At 33.7% G+C, this 15027-nt stretch carries 17 protein-coding genes; 3 read left to right on the forward strand and 14 right to left on the reverse strand.

Annotated elements, in window-relative coordinates:
• Positions 1-2219 (reverse strand): VWA domain-containing protein (locus ACSVH7_RS10600; RefSeq protein ID WP_438066668.1); only part of this gene is annotated, 2219 nt, incomplete at its 3' end.
• Positions 2220-2263: 44 nt separating this feature from the next.
• Complete coding sequence (locus ACSVH7_RS10605) at positions 2264-2806, reverse strand: hypothetical protein (protein WP_438066669.1); 543 nt, start codon at positions 2804-2806, stop codon at positions 2264-2266.
• 410 nt (positions 2807-3216) lie between these two features.
• On the opposite strand from ACSVH7_RS10605, the gene ACSVH7_RS10610 reads away from it, so the two are divergent.
• Genes ACSVH7_RS10610 through ACSVH7_RS10620 form a run of 3 tightly spaced genes read left to right on the forward strand, consistent with a single transcriptional unit; the run spans position 3217 to position 6701 of the window.
• Positions 3217-3702 carry a SixA phosphatase family protein gene (locus ACSVH7_RS10610; RefSeq protein WP_438066670.1) on the forward strand — a complete coding sequence of 162 codons (486 nt, stop codon included), beginning with the start codon at positions 3217-3219 and terminating at the stop codon, positions 3700-3702.
• A 6-nt stretch (positions 3703-3708) separates the two neighbouring features.
• Positions 3709-5775 carry a polyphosphate kinase 1 gene (gene ppk1 / locus ACSVH7_RS10615; protein ID WP_438066671.1) on the forward strand — a complete coding sequence of 689 codons (2067 nt, stop codon included), beginning with the start codon at positions 3709-3711 and terminating at the stop codon, positions 5773-5775.
• Positions 5776-5810: 35 nt separating this feature from the next.
• On the forward strand, positions 5811-6701 hold the full coding sequence (locus ACSVH7_RS10620; protein ID WP_438066672.1) for a Ppx/GppA phosphatase family protein: 891 nt from the start codon (positions 5811-5813) through the stop codon (positions 6699-6701).
• Between the two features lie 63 nt (positions 6702-6764).
• Here the strand turns inward: ACSVH7_RS10620 and ACSVH7_RS10625 are convergent, their stop codons facing one another.
• The 12 genes from ACSVH7_RS10625 to ACSVH7_RS10680 all read right to left on the reverse strand — a co-directional run bounded on the left by ACSVH7_RS10625 (position 6765) and on the right by ACSVH7_RS10680 (position 15023).
• Positions 6765-7229 carry a hypothetical protein gene (locus tag ACSVH7_RS10625; RefSeq protein ID WP_438066673.1) on the reverse strand — a complete coding sequence of 155 codons (465 nt, stop codon included), beginning with the start codon at positions 7227-7229 and terminating at the stop codon, positions 6765-6767.
• Positions 7230-7254: 25 nt separating this feature from the next.
• Positions 7255-7440, reverse strand: coding sequence for a CsbD family protein (locus ACSVH7_RS10630; protein WP_438066674.1), 186 nt, complete (start codon positions 7438-7440; stop codon positions 7255-7257).
• A 116-nt stretch (positions 7441-7556) separates the two neighbouring features.
• The gene (locus ACSVH7_RS10635) at positions 7557-8045 is read right to left on the reverse strand and encodes a hypothetical protein (RefSeq protein WP_438066675.1); all 489 of its coding nucleotides are present in this window, start codon (positions 8043-8045) and stop codon (positions 7557-7559) included.
• Between the two features lie 71 nt (positions 8046-8116).
• Positions 8117-8539 carry a low affinity iron permease family protein gene (locus ACSVH7_RS10640; RefSeq protein WP_438066676.1) on the reverse strand — a complete coding sequence of 141 codons (423 nt, stop codon included), beginning with the start codon at positions 8537-8539 and terminating at the stop codon, positions 8117-8119.
• Between the two features lies 1 nt (position 8540).
• Positions 8541-8927, reverse strand: coding sequence for a hypothetical protein (locus ACSVH7_RS10645; protein ID WP_438066677.1), 387 nt, complete (start codon positions 8925-8927; stop codon positions 8541-8543).
• Between the two features lie 6 nt (positions 8928-8933).
• The gene (locus ACSVH7_RS10650) at positions 8934-9158 is read right to left on the reverse strand and encodes a hypothetical protein (RefSeq protein WP_438066678.1); all 225 of its coding nucleotides are present in this window, start codon (positions 9156-9158) and stop codon (positions 8934-8936) included.
• Between the two features lie 75 nt (positions 9159-9233).
• A complete protein-coding gene (locus ACSVH7_RS10655) occupies positions 9234-9485 on the reverse strand; it encodes a hypothetical protein (RefSeq protein WP_438066679.1) in 252 nt (83 codons plus the stop codon).
• 118 nt (positions 9486-9603) lie between these two features.
• Positions 9604-10017, reverse strand: coding sequence for a hypothetical protein (locus ACSVH7_RS10660; protein WP_438066680.1), 414 nt, complete (start codon positions 10015-10017; stop codon positions 9604-9606).
• 103 nt (positions 10018-10120) lie between these two features.
• A complete protein-coding gene (locus tag ACSVH7_RS10665) occupies positions 10121-11086 on the reverse strand; it encodes an MlaD family protein (protein WP_438066681.1) in 966 nt (321 codons plus the stop codon).
• Positions 11087-11166: 80 nt separating this feature from the next.
• Complete coding sequence (locus ACSVH7_RS10670; protein WP_438066682.1) at positions 11167-11901, reverse strand: ABC transporter ATP-binding protein; 735 nt, start codon at positions 11899-11901, stop codon at positions 11167-11169.
• Positions 11902-11903: 2 nt separating this feature from the next.
• Entirely contained in the window at positions 11904-12662 is a 759-nt protein-coding gene (locus ACSVH7_RS10675) for an MlaE family ABC transporter permease (protein WP_438066683.1), read from the reverse strand.
• A gap of 6 nt (positions 12663-12668) precedes the next feature.
• Positions 12669-15023: a glycosyltransferase gene (locus ACSVH7_RS10680; protein WP_438066684.1), complete on the reverse strand. Its 2355-nt coding sequence runs from the start codon at positions 15021-15023 to the stop codon at positions 12669-12671.
• Between the last annotated feature and the right edge of the window lie 4 nt (positions 15024-15027).

Genomic DNA, 15027 nt, shown 5'->3' on the forward strand with positions numbered 1-15027 from the left:
CCCCCTGTTACCACTCCAGCAGTTACCGAACCTGTACTAGCTCCAAAACAAGCCGCATCTGTTTTAGAAGAAACTGCCAAAGCCAAAGCTGCAGCAGGTTGTCCAATAGTTACGCTATTGGATAAAGTAGAACAGCTATCAGAAACTGTCACAGTATAAGTTCCCGCAGGTAATCCACTTACAGAAGCCGTAGTACCAACGACAGCATTAGAGGCATTTTTCCAAGAATAAGTTACTGTTCCTACAGCACCAGTTACCGTTCCTGCAGTTACAGTCCCGGTACTAGCTCCAAAACAAGCCGCATCTGTTTTAGAAGAAATTGCCAAAGCTAAAGCTGCAACAGGTTGTCCAATAGTTACGGAATTAGATTGAGAAGAACAAGTATCGCTAACAGTGACAGTATAAGTTCCCGCAGGTAATCCACTTACGGAAGCCGTAGTACCAACTACAGCATTAGACGCATTTTTCCAAGAATAAGATACTGTTCCTACAGCGCCTGTTACCACTCCAGCAGTTACCGAACCTGTACTAGCTCCAAAACAAGCCGCATCTGTTTTAGAAGAAACTGCCAAAGCCAAAGCTGCAGCAGGTTGTCCAATGGTTACAGAATTAGATTGAGAAGAACAAGAATCGCTAACAGTCACAGTATAAGTTCCGGCAGGTAATCCACTTACGGAAGCTGTAGTACCAACTACAGCATTAGACGCATTTTTCCAAGAATAAGTTATTGTTCCAACACCCCCTGTTACCACTCCAGCAGTTACCGAACCTGTACTAGCTCCAAAGCAAGCCGCATCTGTTTTAGAAGAAACTGCCAAAGCCAAAGCTGCAGCAGGTTGTGTAATAGTCACGTTTAAAGTAGCCGTTGCACAACCATTTTTATCTTTTGCAGTAACTGAATAAGTACCTGCAGGAAGTTCCGTTCTGTTTTTTGGATTATCAGTGCCGGTAACATCCGCCCAATCATATGTGTACGGAGCGGAACCTCCAGTAGCATCATTTAAATTTATAGAACCACTTGAAGAACCGAAACAAGTAACATTTACTTGAGAATTTAGTATTAATGTTGGACAAGAAATAAAAGCAGTAGGGGTGGTGATTGGCAATGTGGCTGAGTTACAAGTCGAATTTTTATAAGATAAGGTAGAGCTTCCTGCTACTTGATTTCCACAAATTGAACTAGCTGGAGTCAATTTATAATTTAATGTTATTGTCTCACTATTAAGAAAATCTATTGACCAATTAATTTGTTGTCCGCTTATTGCTGCTGTTCCTTTAGTAGTGTTTAATCCACTTATTGTATATCCTGAAGGAATGGTTTCTGTTTCAACTAAACTTTGGGCTACCCAAGTTATTTGTGTAGCAATGTTATTGTATATTGTTGTTAAATCAGATCCTGTATTGGTAATGGCAGCTGGACTTCCTTGAATGCCATCTAAAGTAAATTTTGCAACATAACGTTCACTGCCTACTGTGTTTATATTACCGGAGATTCCACCAAATAATCCAACAGAAAAAATCTGATTATTATAAGTAACACTTGATTTGATGGTTGTTCTAGCAGCATTAGCTGCAGTAATAGCTTCTGTTACGCATTGACTGGTTACAATTGCAGTGTTACAACTCACTAAGTTTGTAGAAGGACCCGTACGCGTTGCTACACCATCAGTTAATAAAATTATGCTTCTAGCTGTGGTACAATCAAATCGGCCATTTGTATTTAATTCTTTACTAGCTACAACGATTCCATCTTGGATGTTGGTAGAACTTGTTGCCGTAAGGTTATCAATTTTTGCTTTTAATGCGGTAATATTAGTGGCATTTAAACTCAAAAATCCACTTTCTAATTTGGCGTTTGTAGTGTAGGAAACTATTGCAATTCTGTTATTTGGATTGGATGATGCAGCATCAATGAAAGATTTGGCTGCATCTTTGGCGTATTGCATGGATTTTTTTGTGTCACCAGCAATTGTATTATTCATACTTCCAGAAACATCAATAACCAACACTACGTCAGCATCTCTTGTTGCAGGATTAGCGCCTGTAAATTTAAGTTGCACATCTAGGATTCCACAATTATTGGTGCTTGTTGTTACCGTTTTTACTGGAGTAATAGTTTGTCCAAAAACAACATTTGTTAACATAGTAAGTACCACTATCAAGAGATATGCGTTAGTACTTCTTATAAAATTTCTGGTGGAAAGTAATTTTTTTTTCATGATGAAATATTTTAAAAATGATAAAAGCACTTTTAAATAAATTGCTAATCGTTGTTTGGATTCAAAACGTATGTATGTAGAATAGAATTTACCTTGAAATAAGTACAGGTGGTTGAAGCAGCTATTATTTGGTTACATGACCATCTTTCAAGCATAGTTCCTAACGGAATTGTTAATTTCGCAGTAAAACTTATACTCTCACCAGCGGCAACGGTGATTTCTGTGATTTGATTTTGATTCGAATCTAGAAAAATGGTTGAGAGTAGCACGTTTTTGGCAATGCTACTATCATCAGGATTTTTGCAATTGGAATTTATATTTACAGAACTCAATATGTAGGAATCTGTTTCAAATCCATTATTGGTAAGAATCATTTTGTAGACAACTCCTTCTGCTGAGGCACTGTCAACATATCCATTATCTTGTACTATTAATGTTGCTTTGCATGAATTTTGTCCAAAGGCTGTATTCACAATTGATAACAATAAAAATAACAGTAGTAAAAAGCAGTTTTTCAAGTTAAAAATAATGTCATTTTTTGAGGAAGTAGGTACGGGCATTTTTTTTAAGGTAGTTGTGGCTTTCATTGTATTTTAGTTTTAGAAACAATTTATGTTTTGATTAACTGCTTCAAAATTAGATACAAAGAAAAACAAAGCCTTTTTTTCTCTATAAATTACCTAAATACTCGTTGAAAGGTGTTTTACTAATGTTATTTTAAAATTAATTTTAAAACTATTTGATTTTTTATGGGATGTATTCTTATAAAATAAAGAAATCGAATAATTAATGCGTTAAAAACTAATAATATAAGGCCTGTTTGTAAAGGATTTGTCTTTTGATTTATTTTTTTATCACAGTAAAAAGGCATAAACAATTGTTAATTAAGGAAGGCAATGTTTTACACTAAAAAAAATAATGTAATTTAAGTGTCCACAAATTATTTTGTCGATTCAAAAGAAGTGAAAGCATTTTGAAACCATTAATCAAATCGAGTATGAAACATTTAATCTTAGTTAGACATGCCAAATCAAGTTGGGAAACCCCATTAAAAGATAGAGACCGTCCATTATCGAAAAATGGTTTACAGACTGCGCATTTAGTATCTAGTGCTATTTCAAAATATTTACCAAAGACATACTTATTTTGGAGCAGTGTTGCCGAAAGAGCTTCTCAAACGGCTTTGATTTTCGCTCAAAATTTATCCTATCCGATAGAGAGTATCATTTTCAAAGAAGATTTATACACTTTTGATGAGCAGCAATTAACTCATGTTATTAAATCCTGTGATAATGATTTCGATAATGTAATTCTTTTTGGTCATAATGGGGCAATTACAAATTTTGTTAATAAATTTGGGGATGTTTTTATTGAAAATGTTCCTACATCAGGCTTTGTTTCGATGCAATTTGATGTAAAAGATTGGAGTTCAATTAAAAAAGGTAAAACAGTGAAAATTATTATCCCTAAACAATTAAAATAAAAAGTTTTGGTACATAAATATATAGACAGAGAAAAGAGTTGGCTAGCGTTTAATGCTCGAGTTTTACAAGAAGCAGCAGATGATTCGGTACCTTTGTTAGATAGGTTACGATTTTTAGGTATTTTTTCTAATAATTTGGATGAGTTTTTTAGAGTTCGATTTGCGGCCATCCGACGCTTAAGTTTATCTGGAATTTCTGGTGAAAAATATCTAGGAGGTGTCTCGGCTCAACAATTAGTGAAAGAAATTACCGAAATTGTCATAGAACACCAAGAGGAAAGTTTAAATATTCTAAAAAATATTGAACAACAATTACAGAAAGAAAATATTTATATTATCACTGAAAATGATCTAGATAAGGAGCAAGAAAATTACTTGAAAGATTTTTTTATTCAAAAAGTAAGTCCAGAATTAGTGACTATTATTTTGAATGATTTAGCCGAATTCCCACTTCTAAAAGACACTTTTGGCTATCTAGCTGTAAAATTGGTCATGAAAAAAGAGGATGAAGTGCGCTATGCTGTTGTCGAAATCCCGAAAACCATCAATCGTTTTGTAGTGCTACCTTCTAAGGATGACAAGCAGTATGTGATACTGCTAGATGATGTCATCCGTCAAAATTTGGGGAATATTTTTAATATTTTCGATTACAAACAAATATCCGCTCACATGATCAAAATCACTCGAGATGCTTCTTTAGATATTGATAGCGATTTGAGTAAAAGCATGATTGAAAAAATTGCTTTGAGTGTGAAAGACAGGCGAATAGGAGAACCTGTTCGCTTTATTTATGACCAAGAAATAGAAGAAGATACCCTGCGATTTTTTCTAGAAAAAATGCATATTGTTTCTACGGATAGTATTATTCCAGGTGGACGCTATCATAACCGACGTGATTACATGAGTTTTCCTAACCTTGGTAGGTATGATTTGTTGTATCAGTCTAATATTCCACTACCCATTCCCGGATTAAGTCTAGAGGGAAGCATGTTGGATAAAATCAGTGAAAAAGACTATTTGTTAAACGCACCCTACCAATCGTTTTCCTATCTCACAAAATTTTTAAGAGAAGCCGCCTTGGATCCTAAAGTTTTGTCTATTAAAATTACGTTGTATCGATTGGCCAAAAATTCCCAAGTCATTAGTTCATTAATTAATGCAGCCAAAAATGGAAAAAAAGTGACGGTACAAATTGAGTTACAAGCACGATTTGATGAAGCCTCTAATATTTCCTATGCTGAACAAATGAAGACTGAAGGAATTGAATTAATTTTTGGAATTAAAGGACTGAAAGTGCATAGTAAGATTTGTGTAATTGAGCGACAAGAAAACGATAAAATCAAGCGTTACGGATTTATATCGACGGGTAATTTTAATGAATCAACGGCCAAAGTGTATACCGATGTGACTCTTTTTACAAGTCATCAACAAATATTGAAAGATATCAATAGAATTTTTGATTTTTTTGATGTCAACTACAGAGTGCACCGATATAAGCATTTAATCGTGTCACCACACTATACCCGAGGTAAATTCATAAAACTTATTGATAGAGAAATTACCCATGCTTTAGCAGGCCGTAAAACGTATATTCGATTAAAAATGAATAGTCTATCAGATTTTGAAATGATAGACAAACTATATCAAGCCAGTAAAGCCGGAGTGAAAATTCAATTGCAGATTAGAGGAATTTGTTCCTTAATTCCAGGAATCAAAGGTTTGAGTGAAAACATAGAAGCCATTAGTATAGTAGATAATTACTTGGAACACTCTAGGGTATATATTTTTGGTAATGCAGGTATTCCGGATGTTTTCATTTCATCAGCTGATTTCATGACTCGAAATTTAGATGCTAGAGTAGAAGTAACCTGTCCTATTTATGATCAAGAGATCAAAGACGAATTAATGGATCATTTTGAATTAGGATGGAAAGGAAATGTAAAAGCACGTTACCATTCTGAAAAACACGACAACGAATACAAAAAATCAAAAGGACAGCCTCAATTTAGAGCTCAGGTAGAAACGTATAAATACTATCAAAATAAATTAGAGGTGGTTACCGAAGAAGTTTAAATGATATCACGAAACAAGAACAATCTTTTTATAATATGATTACTATTAAAAAATATGCTGCTATCGATATTGGCTCTAATGCCATGCGATTGTTGATAGCAAATATAGTGGAGGAAGAGGGTAAAGAAACACAGTTTAGTAAGAGTTCCTTAGTTCGCGTGCCTATTCGTTTAGGGCAAGATGCTTTTACTGTAGGCGAAATTTCTGAAGAAAATATCGAACGAATGTGTGATGCCATGAAAGCATTTTTTCTTTTGATGAAAGTTCACAAAATTGAAAGTTATAAGGCGTTTGCTACTTCTGCCATGCGTGAAGCTTACAATGCTAAAGAGGTAGTAGCACTGATTAAGAAGAAAGCCGATATTAAAATCGAAATTATTGATGGAAAAAAAGAAGCTGCGATTATTGCTTCTACTGATTTGCATCATTTGCTCAAAAATGATGAAACTTATTTGTTTGTAGATGTAGGAGGGGGAAGTACCGAATTTACACTGTTTTCTAACGGAAAAATGATTACTTCTCGCTCGTTTAAAGCTGGTACAGTACGATTATTGAATAATATGGTCCACGAGGTGGTATGGGATGAAATTGAAAAATGGATCAAAACCAATACCGCCGATTATGAGGAGGTTACCCTTATTGGATCTGGAGGGAACATTAATAAATTGTTTAAAATGTCTGGAAAACCTCAAGAAAAACCTTTGTCTTTTTTATATGTAAATACACAATACAATTACTTAAATTCTTTGACTTACGAACAGCGTATTTCTCAATTAGGATTGAATTCAGATCGCGCCGATGTAATTGTTCCTGCCACTCGGATATACTTGAATGCCATGAAATGGAGCCGAGCGAGACAAATATATGTACCAAAAATAGGGCTTTCGGATGGAATAGTGAAAGCGATGTATTATGGTAAAATTTAAACAAAAAAAGCAAAGAATTTTATCCTTTGCTTTTTTTTTGAAATAGACTATAATAAAAAAAAATTATTTTTTATTATTGACAGTCAGGTCTTTAAAGGATTTTCCTAACTCGGTCATATCAGAATCCACTTCTCGTTTAAAGGAATCCCAATCGGTTTTGTTATTCTCGTAATTTTTGATTTTCACCTTCAACGAAGCATTTCTATCTTCTAAAGATTGAATGTTTTTTGAATAATTACTATCAAAAGAATTGCCTGGTTTTTTTAAAGCGGCCTTCAATTCGGCAATACGAACTTCATTGGCGGCAATACTGGTATTTACCTCTTCTTTATAAGTTTGCCATTCCATATCATTGGCTTTTATTGCCTCGTCGTTAGTAATGTCTTCGTTCACTGAATCTAAGTTTTCATTGGCATCAATTACCTTTTCAGTTGCATCTGCTTCTTTTTCGGTATTCGATTTACATGCAGTAAAAACTATTCCTGACAGGCATAATGCTATTGCTAAAGTATAAATGGATTTTTTCATGTTTGTTTTTTTTGATATTATTAGATTAAAGCGATTCGATAATCTTTTTTAATTCAGCCTTGGTTTTGCCTAATTTTTTCTCAATTCTGCCCAACATTTCGTCTTTTTTTCCATCCAAGAATAATAAGTCGTTATCTGTTAGTTTGGCAAATTTTTGTTTGAGTTTCCCTTTTTGTACTTCCCAATCTCCTTTGATTTCTGTAGTATTCATGATGATAAAATTTAGATCAAGAATGTATTTTCCTGACTATACAAAGGTGCAAAAGCTCAAGAATTTTCAATTGTACTATTTTAAGTAAGAGTTGTAATATTCACACATTGTTTCTCTTAAAATCGATATCGGATTCCTAAAGCAATATCAGGTCCGAAGTTGTTATCACGATAATCATTAGAATTAAAATACAATTCGGGTCTAATATCAAGTGATACTTGAATTGGAACATCAAAATCGTATTCTATTCCTAAGTCGCCCGCTACAAAAGCAAAAACACCATTGTCATCATTGAAATTGTCATCATGATTCCAATAACCTAATCCACCGCCAACTCCTGCATACCAATTAAAACCTCCGTCAATGTTCCAAACCCATTGGTAAATTCCTGCCAATTTTAGTGCGTCAATATTGTTAGTACTACGCCATCCCAAATCCAGTTCTAATCGGTTGTTTGTAGCCAATTTTCTTTGATAGGAAAGTTCTCCTCCAAAACCATTGTTATCGCCTATTCTTAGTCCAAGTGCGTTTTTTGAAACAGTTTGTCCTTGTGAATACCAGCTTAAACCTATAAGCAGACTAGTCATTACTATTGTTTTTTTCATTTGATTGTTGTTTTATTGATGAATTAAAGGTGAAAGCATTAGTATTTTGAAATAGCTTGATTTGAAGAATCTCAAACTTGATTTTCTGTATTTACGTCATTCAAAGCATTATTAACTTCTTTTTCGAATGTAGCATCCGAGGCTATATATTCCTCAGAAAGTTCTCTTATTTCTTTTTCTGTTTTATTACCAGTATTCATCACAGTATTATTGGCCATTTCGTGTGAGGAAATAAGTTCATTGATTTTCAAGTGGATCAAAGCTGAATAGCGATTGAAGGATTTTTGGATAATAAATAAACTCAAAAAAGTAAAACCAAAAATGATATCACCGATATTTTGATGCCAATTATGAGAAGTGAATAAATTAGTACTCCACCAAAAAAGTACTAGTGTTAAGGCCAAGATAAAAGCAAAGTAACTCCCCAAGATTTTGGTTACTACTAACGTAAGTCTTTCGAACAGCACTTCAATATATAGTGATTGATTTTTCATTTTATAGAATTTTGAATGTGGCATTTATCAATTCAATTTTTTGATTTTCTGTCATTTTATCAATGTCCTTGCTGTAAATTTTTATTGTATTAAATTTGGGTTTATCTTGAATGATATTTATCAATTCGGTTTTTGCATTTGTAGGACCAAAGAAAAAGACTTCGTTACAAGGAGCAATCTCGGCCATTATTTTTTTATAAAAATCACGTTGTAAATCCTGTTCTTTGTTATGCCAATGGCTTTCTCCTTTTTGTAAAATTTCTTCTTTCACAAAAGGATTCATTTCAGAAGCTATTGTTTTTTCTAGTACTGCCGTTTGATTGATATAATCAAATACCATTGCTTTATAATGATCTAAATAGATAGCTTTTTTTGAGGTATTTTTCATGGTTTTTTAGATAGATTGAAATAAAACATTGTGGTATGGCGCATACTTCATCAGTAAATTTCTCAAGGAGTTATAATAATCATATAATGCTTTTTGATCTACTTCAGGCGAATGCAACATTGGTATTGTTAGGGTCATTTCGTTCAAAAAAGGCATCAATTCTGGAAACTCATTTTGAATCGTTTGAGTAATTCTGAAAATATTGTCATTGAGTTCAGTTACGGATTTCATAGCGATACAATTAGAAAAAAGCATCCAAGGATTAGGATGCTTTTATGGGTTTTAAATCAAATTCTAACCAAAGTCCTATGCAATCTGTGATTGTTTTTTTTTATTTTTTTTCTGAATTTTTTTAGCCAAATCAGATTCGTTTTTTGCTTTACAGTTACAGCCACAAGCCATAGTGCTGTTACCATCTTTTTGAAATTTTGCTGCTTCATGATGAAGTTTTGCCGCTTTCTCGTGATGTAATGCCGCTTTCTCGTGATTGTCAATTATTTTTTGACTTGTTGCTTTTGGATCTTTTTCTTTTTTTGGAGACTTAATTATGTTTGCCATGATAGGTTTTTTTTAAGCTAATGAAAATGGTTTCATTGCTAATCAAAGGTCTCTTTTATTGAAGATATATGTGTTACATAACTATTTGCAAAACTTATGATATTGCTAGGTTATCGAATTAATCTTTATGCTTTTTATTTCCTTTTTCGCTCTTTTTATTGGAGTTCGATGGCCGTCTATCGTTATTATAAGCACGATTATTATAACTTTTTTTGTGATTTGAATAATGTGAATACGGGCTTTTTCCTGCATAATAGGGCAAAAGTACTACGTTTTCTCTTTGCAAATTATAACTGCTATAGCGTGCTGGAAGACGCTTATTTCTTATCCAAATACCATTTGATAAATAAATGAATTGCGCACTTCTAATATCATAATAGGATTCGATATCAGGTAAATAATAATAATTTTCATTGGTTGTTGGAGGCCCCCAAGAAGGAACTCCAATGTTGACATCGACATGTATTTGTCCTCGAAGAGGTGGTATTACTAATAACATTACTAATAAACCTAAAACGATTATTTTTTTCATAATTACAAGAGTTAATTTTTCAAAGAGTTATTTGGTATGATTTTTATTTATGGTTGGTTGCTAGCACAAATTTGTTGAGAATATTGATCTTACTAGAACAGTGTTATTGTTTTTGAATCTCATTTTGTTGATTTGCTTTTGCTTTTTTTCTAAAAAAACCTCTAAGAAGAAAATTGTGTTTAGCTGCTTCTTCGATTTCTAGTAAATTTTTAGAACCTTTTTCAATATTGGTCAAAGAAGAATCGAGTGAGGTAGCTAGTCGTTCATCATCTACCAATTTGGATAAAATGCCACGACTGCTATTTAACTTTTTAGAAAAAACATCTATTTCATAAGTGCTTTTTTCTAAGTTGGTGACCGTTTTTTTTATCGAAGCCGCATATTCTGGATTGGTCATTAATTGTGATAAAGTTCCATTTTTGTCATTCATATTTTTGCTAAAAATGGTAAATTCATCTGAGCTTATTTTTAAATTCGTCATCGTTTGAGCAATTTGATTTGCAAATTCTTCATCGGTCAACACTTTATTTAAAGCGCCTTTTCCTTTATTAATTTTCAAACTAAATTCCGAAAGTTGAAGGGTAATTATTTGAGCGTTATCGACACTTTTTTGCAAACTTTTCATCAAATCTTCAAGTTCTATGGCTTTTACAGAAACGATGGTCGCGTTGTCTTTCACAATTTCATTTGATGAAGTTCCTGGTGAAATCGTAAGAACTTTGTCACCCATTAGGCCGTCTGTTCCAATACTAGCTTGCGCATCTTTTTTGATGTAGGGTTGAATTTCTTCTTTGATAATTAGTTCCACAATCACTGCCGAATCGGATACAAACTCGATATTTTTTACACTTCCGACATTAATTCCAGAAAAGCGAACATTATTGCCCACTTTGAGTCCACTAACATTTTTGAATTCTGACCGCAAGCGAAACGTACTCCCAAAAAGGTTTTTATTTTTTCCTATAAAATAGATTGTAATTACAAACAATGTTGCTCCCAAAAGAACAAATGCTCCTAATTTCCAAGTATAGTTTGTTGAATTTGCCATAGTATATGTTTTCTGTTGCATTTAATGGTTTTTTGAATCTTGACCATTTCCCAATACTGCCTAAAGGAGTACCATTTTAACATTGATTATTGTATTAATTCTTATATGAAAAAGGAGTGTACCCATTCGTCATTACTATTCTCTAACTCAGAATAAGTTCCTTCGGCATGAATTACGCCTTCATTTAAAATCATAATTCGGTCACTTGTAGCTTTTGCACAAGCCATATCATGCGTAATGATAATTGAAGTAGTGTGTTGTTTTTTTTGAATGGAAACAATCAATTCACTAATTTCCCTAGCCGTAATCGTATCGAGTCCCGAAGTAGGCTCGTCATACAAAATAATTTCGGGTTGAATGATTAATGTTCTTGCTAAACCAACCCGTTTTCGCATTCCTCCTGATAATTCCGAAGGCATTTTATCAATCGCTTCTGATAATCCCACAGCTTCAAGAGCTTCTATCGTTTTTTTCTCAATCTGGGATGCTTCTAAGTCTTTGGTATGGTGTTTTAAGGTAAAGGCTAAATTGTCCCTAACGGACATCGAGTCATACAAGGCACCATTTTGAAACATGAACCCAATTCGGATTCTGATTTTGTTTAGGGCTTCCGTTTTTAGTTTGGTTACATCGGACCCAAAAACGAGAATTTGTCCCTTATCGGCTTTAATCAAACCTACAATGCATTTGATACAAACGGATTTTCCTGAGCCAGACCGCCCTAAAATGACTAGACTTTCTCCTTTGTTTACTGATAAATTCAACCCTTTTAAAACTTTATTTTTTTTAAAAGATTTCCATACGTTTTCGATGCTTATGAGTGGTTCTTTCTCCATTATTAAAAAAATAGATCTGTTATTTGAACCGTTACCATATCGATAATAAAAATAGAAAGTGAAGCCAAAACGACTGCTTCATTGGCTGCAATCCCGACACTAGCTGTTCCGCTAGAGGCGTTGAAACCTTTATATGAACCAATCAATCCAATAAAAAAACCAAAGAAAAAAGTTTTGATCACTGCCGGCATTAAATCTAAAAACTCTAAGTGCTCAAATACATCCGAAAAATAGCGGTACAATCCCATAGTGCCTCTCACATTGTATCCAATATAGCCCCCATAAATCCCAACTAAGTCCGCATAAATAACTAAAAGTGGCACCATCAAAGTAGTAGCCAAAATGCGTGTTACCACCAAATAATTATATGGATTAATCGCCGATACTTCCATTGCATCAATTTGTTCCGTTACTTTCATCGCTCCCAATTCGGCACCAATTCCCGAAGCAATTTTCCCAGCACAAATGAGTGCTGTGATTACGGGAGCAATTTCTCTTATTAACGACAATGAAACCATACTAGGTAACCAACTTTCGGCTCCAAATTTTGTCATCGTGGGACGGGATTGAATCGTCAAGACCAATCCCATGATAAACCCAGTGATGGTCACTAATGGAAGTGACTTATATCCGATGGCATAACACTGCCGAATGAATTCATTGATTTGAAAAGGGGAGGTGCTGATTTCTTTAAAAAATCGACTTCCGAAAAGCGAAAACTCTCCAATTTCTTCAAGCATTTTATTTATAGCGGTTCCCATATACTTTTATTCTGCACTTATGATTGTGGTTTTGGGTAAGGTTCCATTTTTGGATGGAGAAGGAAGAGCATATTTTTTAGTTTTAGTTTTTTTCTTTGTTTTTATATATTTCTCAACAGTTAATCGTGACATCATATAACTTACGGTTGATTCGGCTCCTTGATTCAAATTGATGTAGGTTTCTTCTAAACCATCATAACATCCGCCTGTACAAGGGTTGTAAATAATTTGATGCAAATGATTTTTACCTAAAAACCATTCAAGAGCTACCTCCATTTTTTTCAAATACTTTTCTTCACCAAAATGGTCGTAAAATTTACTCAATGCCATTATTGTGTAGGCGACATCAATAGGTTGTTCGCCTCCATTTTTAGGGTCAGCAATTTGAACCTTGTTGTGCATCCATCCTTGATTAGAAATAACTTTAATAGTATCCTCATTGAATGTTTTTGAAAGTAAAAAATCAAATGATGTTTTGGCAATTGTTTGGTAAATAGGATTGTTTGTCACTAAATAGGCACATAGCAAAGCCTCGGGCAAAATACTGTTTCCGTAGGTTAAATAACTTTCGAACCATTCCCATTCTTCATCTGATTCATGTTTATACATTTGAACCAATCTATCGGCTAAGGTTTTTAGTAGTAAAGTGTTTCCAAAACTAAAATTGGCCGAATGACTATAATACAATCCCTTGATGATAAAAGCCATTGCACGTGTTGAATGAATTTCAACTACAGTAGACAAGGCCAATTGCATTGTTTTTCGGGATTCATTTACCAATGATAATGGAAGTAAATCACTAATAGCGATTAAATTACCAAGTGCCCAAATGGCTCTACCATTAGCATCTTCAAGGTTTTCTGAGTTTTGAAGTGTGAATTTTCGGTCTTTATCAACATAATTTAGAAAATGCCCATCAGGTTGTAAACAAAACTTGATGAAATTGAAATACAACTCAATTAGTACTAAATCACTAGTGTCTCTGGTAAGCTCATAATGGTGGCATACAGCAACCAATGCTCTAGCATTATCGTCTAAAGTATATCCAGTGCTCATATCGGGTTGATTGATTTTTGCAAATTGAATCATTCCAAAATCAGTAGTCATGTTTTTGATATGATTCCAATTGAGAGTTGGAATTTTATAACGCAATTGAATTTTTCTTCGGCTCACTTTTTGAAATAAAAGCGCATGAGCAATGGCCGAATTTTCCCAAGCGGTTGGTGCTAGTTTATGAATTCCATTTGAGGAAATGTCTTGTCGCAATTGTTCGTTATTCAATAAATGAATGACATTTTTGGCAAGTTGTTCAGAATTTTCAAAATCGATGATGATGCCCGTTCCGTTTTTTAAGACTTCAACTGCATGTGGAATAGGAGTGGAGATAATCGGGCAACCACAACTAATCGCATAGGAAAACGTACCTGATACTGCTTGATTTCTGTCTTTTGAAGTAAATAAATAAATATCGGTGAGTTGTAAATATTCTAACAACTCATTCAAAGGCAAGTATTTATTTATGAATTTCACATGGTTATTCAGCCCTAAATCATTGATTTTGGTTTCTAAACTCGTTCTATAGGCTTCACCTTCGTTTTTCACAACAGTAGGGTGTGTTTTGCCAATCACCAAAAAAAGTACTTCAGGGTGTTTTTTTATGATAGTTTTTAGCGCATTTATCGAAGTTTCGATGCATTTTCCAGAACTTAAGAGACCAAATGTGGAAATGATTTTTTTACCCGCAACTTGATATTTTTCTTTCAAAATGTTTTTATTGGTGTGTTCTACCAAATGCGTACCGTGTGGTATGACCATTATTTTATTGGGAGCAATTAGGTATTCTTCAGCAATTATTTTGGCTGAAGTTTGTGTCATTACGATAAAAGCTGTGGCATAGAGGTCTATTGCCAAAATCATTTTTTTTAATACTAAATCTGGTTGTGGCAAAACCGTATGAAAAGCGATTATTATGGGTTTGTTTAAGGCTTTTAGAAACAATAAAAAATCCCCTTCATTAGAGTGAAACAGTCCAAATTCATGCTGAACAACGACTAAGGAAAGATTGCAAATTTCGTTACAATTTTTAGCCAATTCTAGATACGATTTAGGTGAATCAGTTTCTAAAATAGCATCAATATCTTCTTGGTAGTAATAACTTTCATTTTGATTTTCTAAAGCTGCTATTTTGAGTTTAAAGGATTTTTTGAATTTATTATTCAAAGCAAAAATTAAATCCTGAGAATAGGTTGCGATTCCACACTCTCTAGGAGGATAAGAGGTAATGAAAAGAATTTCAGGCAAGACAGTTTTGTTTTTGATTCTTTTTAGCGGAAACAAATTGAGGTTTTTGTTTGATTTCATTTTC

The sequence above is a fragment of the Flavobacterium sp. TSSA_36 genome, from assembly GCF_051547165.1.
GTDB lineage: Bacteria > Bacteroidota > Bacteroidia > Flavobacteriales > Flavobacteriaceae > Flavobacterium.

Bases quoted from the DNA above. Each gene is read 5' to 3' on its own strand.
- ACSVH7_RS10605 (WP_438066669.1), bottom strand. From the start codon at position 2,806: ATGAAAGCCACAACTACCTTAAAAAAAATGCCCGTACCTACTTCCTCA.
- ACSVH7_RS10610 (WP_438066670.1), top strand. From the start codon at position 3,217: ATGAAACATTTAATCTTAGTTAGACATGCCAAATCAAGTTGGGAAACC.
- ACSVH7_RS10620 (WP_438066672.1), top strand. From the start codon at position 5,811: ATGATTACTATTAAAAAATATGCTGCTATCGATATTGGCTCTAATGCC.
- ACSVH7_RS10625 (WP_438066673.1), bottom strand. From the start codon at position 7,229: ATGAAAAAATCCATTTATACTTTAGCAATAGCATTATGCCTGTCAGGA.
- ACSVH7_RS10630 (WP_438066674.1), bottom strand. From the start codon at position 7,440: ATGAATACTACAGAAATCAAAGGAGATTGGGAAGTACAAAAAGGGAAA.
- ACSVH7_RS10635 (WP_438066675.1), bottom strand. From the start codon at position 8,045: ATGAAAAAAACAATAGTAATGACTAGTCTGCTTATAGGTTTAAGCTGG.
- ACSVH7_RS10640 (WP_438066676.1), bottom strand. From the start codon at position 8,539: ATGAAAAATCAATCACTATATATTGAAGTGCTGTTCGAAAGACTTACG.
- ACSVH7_RS10645 (WP_438066677.1), bottom strand. From the start codon at position 8,927: ATGAAAAATACCTCAAAAAAAGCTATCTATTTAGATCATTATAAAGCA.
- ACSVH7_RS10650 (WP_438066678.1), bottom strand. From the start codon at position 9,158: ATGAAATCCGTAACTGAACTCAATGACAATATTTTCAGAATTACTCAA.
- ACSVH7_RS10655 (WP_438066679.1), bottom strand. From the start codon at position 9,485: ATGGCAAACATAATTAAGTCTCCAAAAAAAGAAAAAGATCCAAAAGCA.
- ACSVH7_RS10660 (WP_438066680.1), bottom strand. From the start codon at position 10,017: ATGAAAAAAATAATCGTTTTAGGTTTATTAGTAATGTTATTAGTAATA.
- ACSVH7_RS10665 (WP_438066681.1), bottom strand. From the start codon at position 11,086: ATGCAACAGAAAACATATACTATGGCAAATTCAACAAACTATACTTGG.
- ACSVH7_RS10670 (WP_438066682.1), bottom strand. From the start codon at position 11,901: ATGGAGAAAGAACCACTCATAAGCATCGAAAACGTATGGAAATCTTTT.
- ACSVH7_RS10675 (WP_438066683.1), bottom strand. From the start codon at position 12,662: ATGGGAACCGCTATAAATAAAATGCTTGAAGAAATTGGAGAGTTTTCG.
- ACSVH7_RS10680 (WP_438066684.1), bottom strand. From the start codon at position 15,023: ATGAAATCAAACAAAAACCTCAATTTGTTTCCGCTAAAAAGAATCAAA.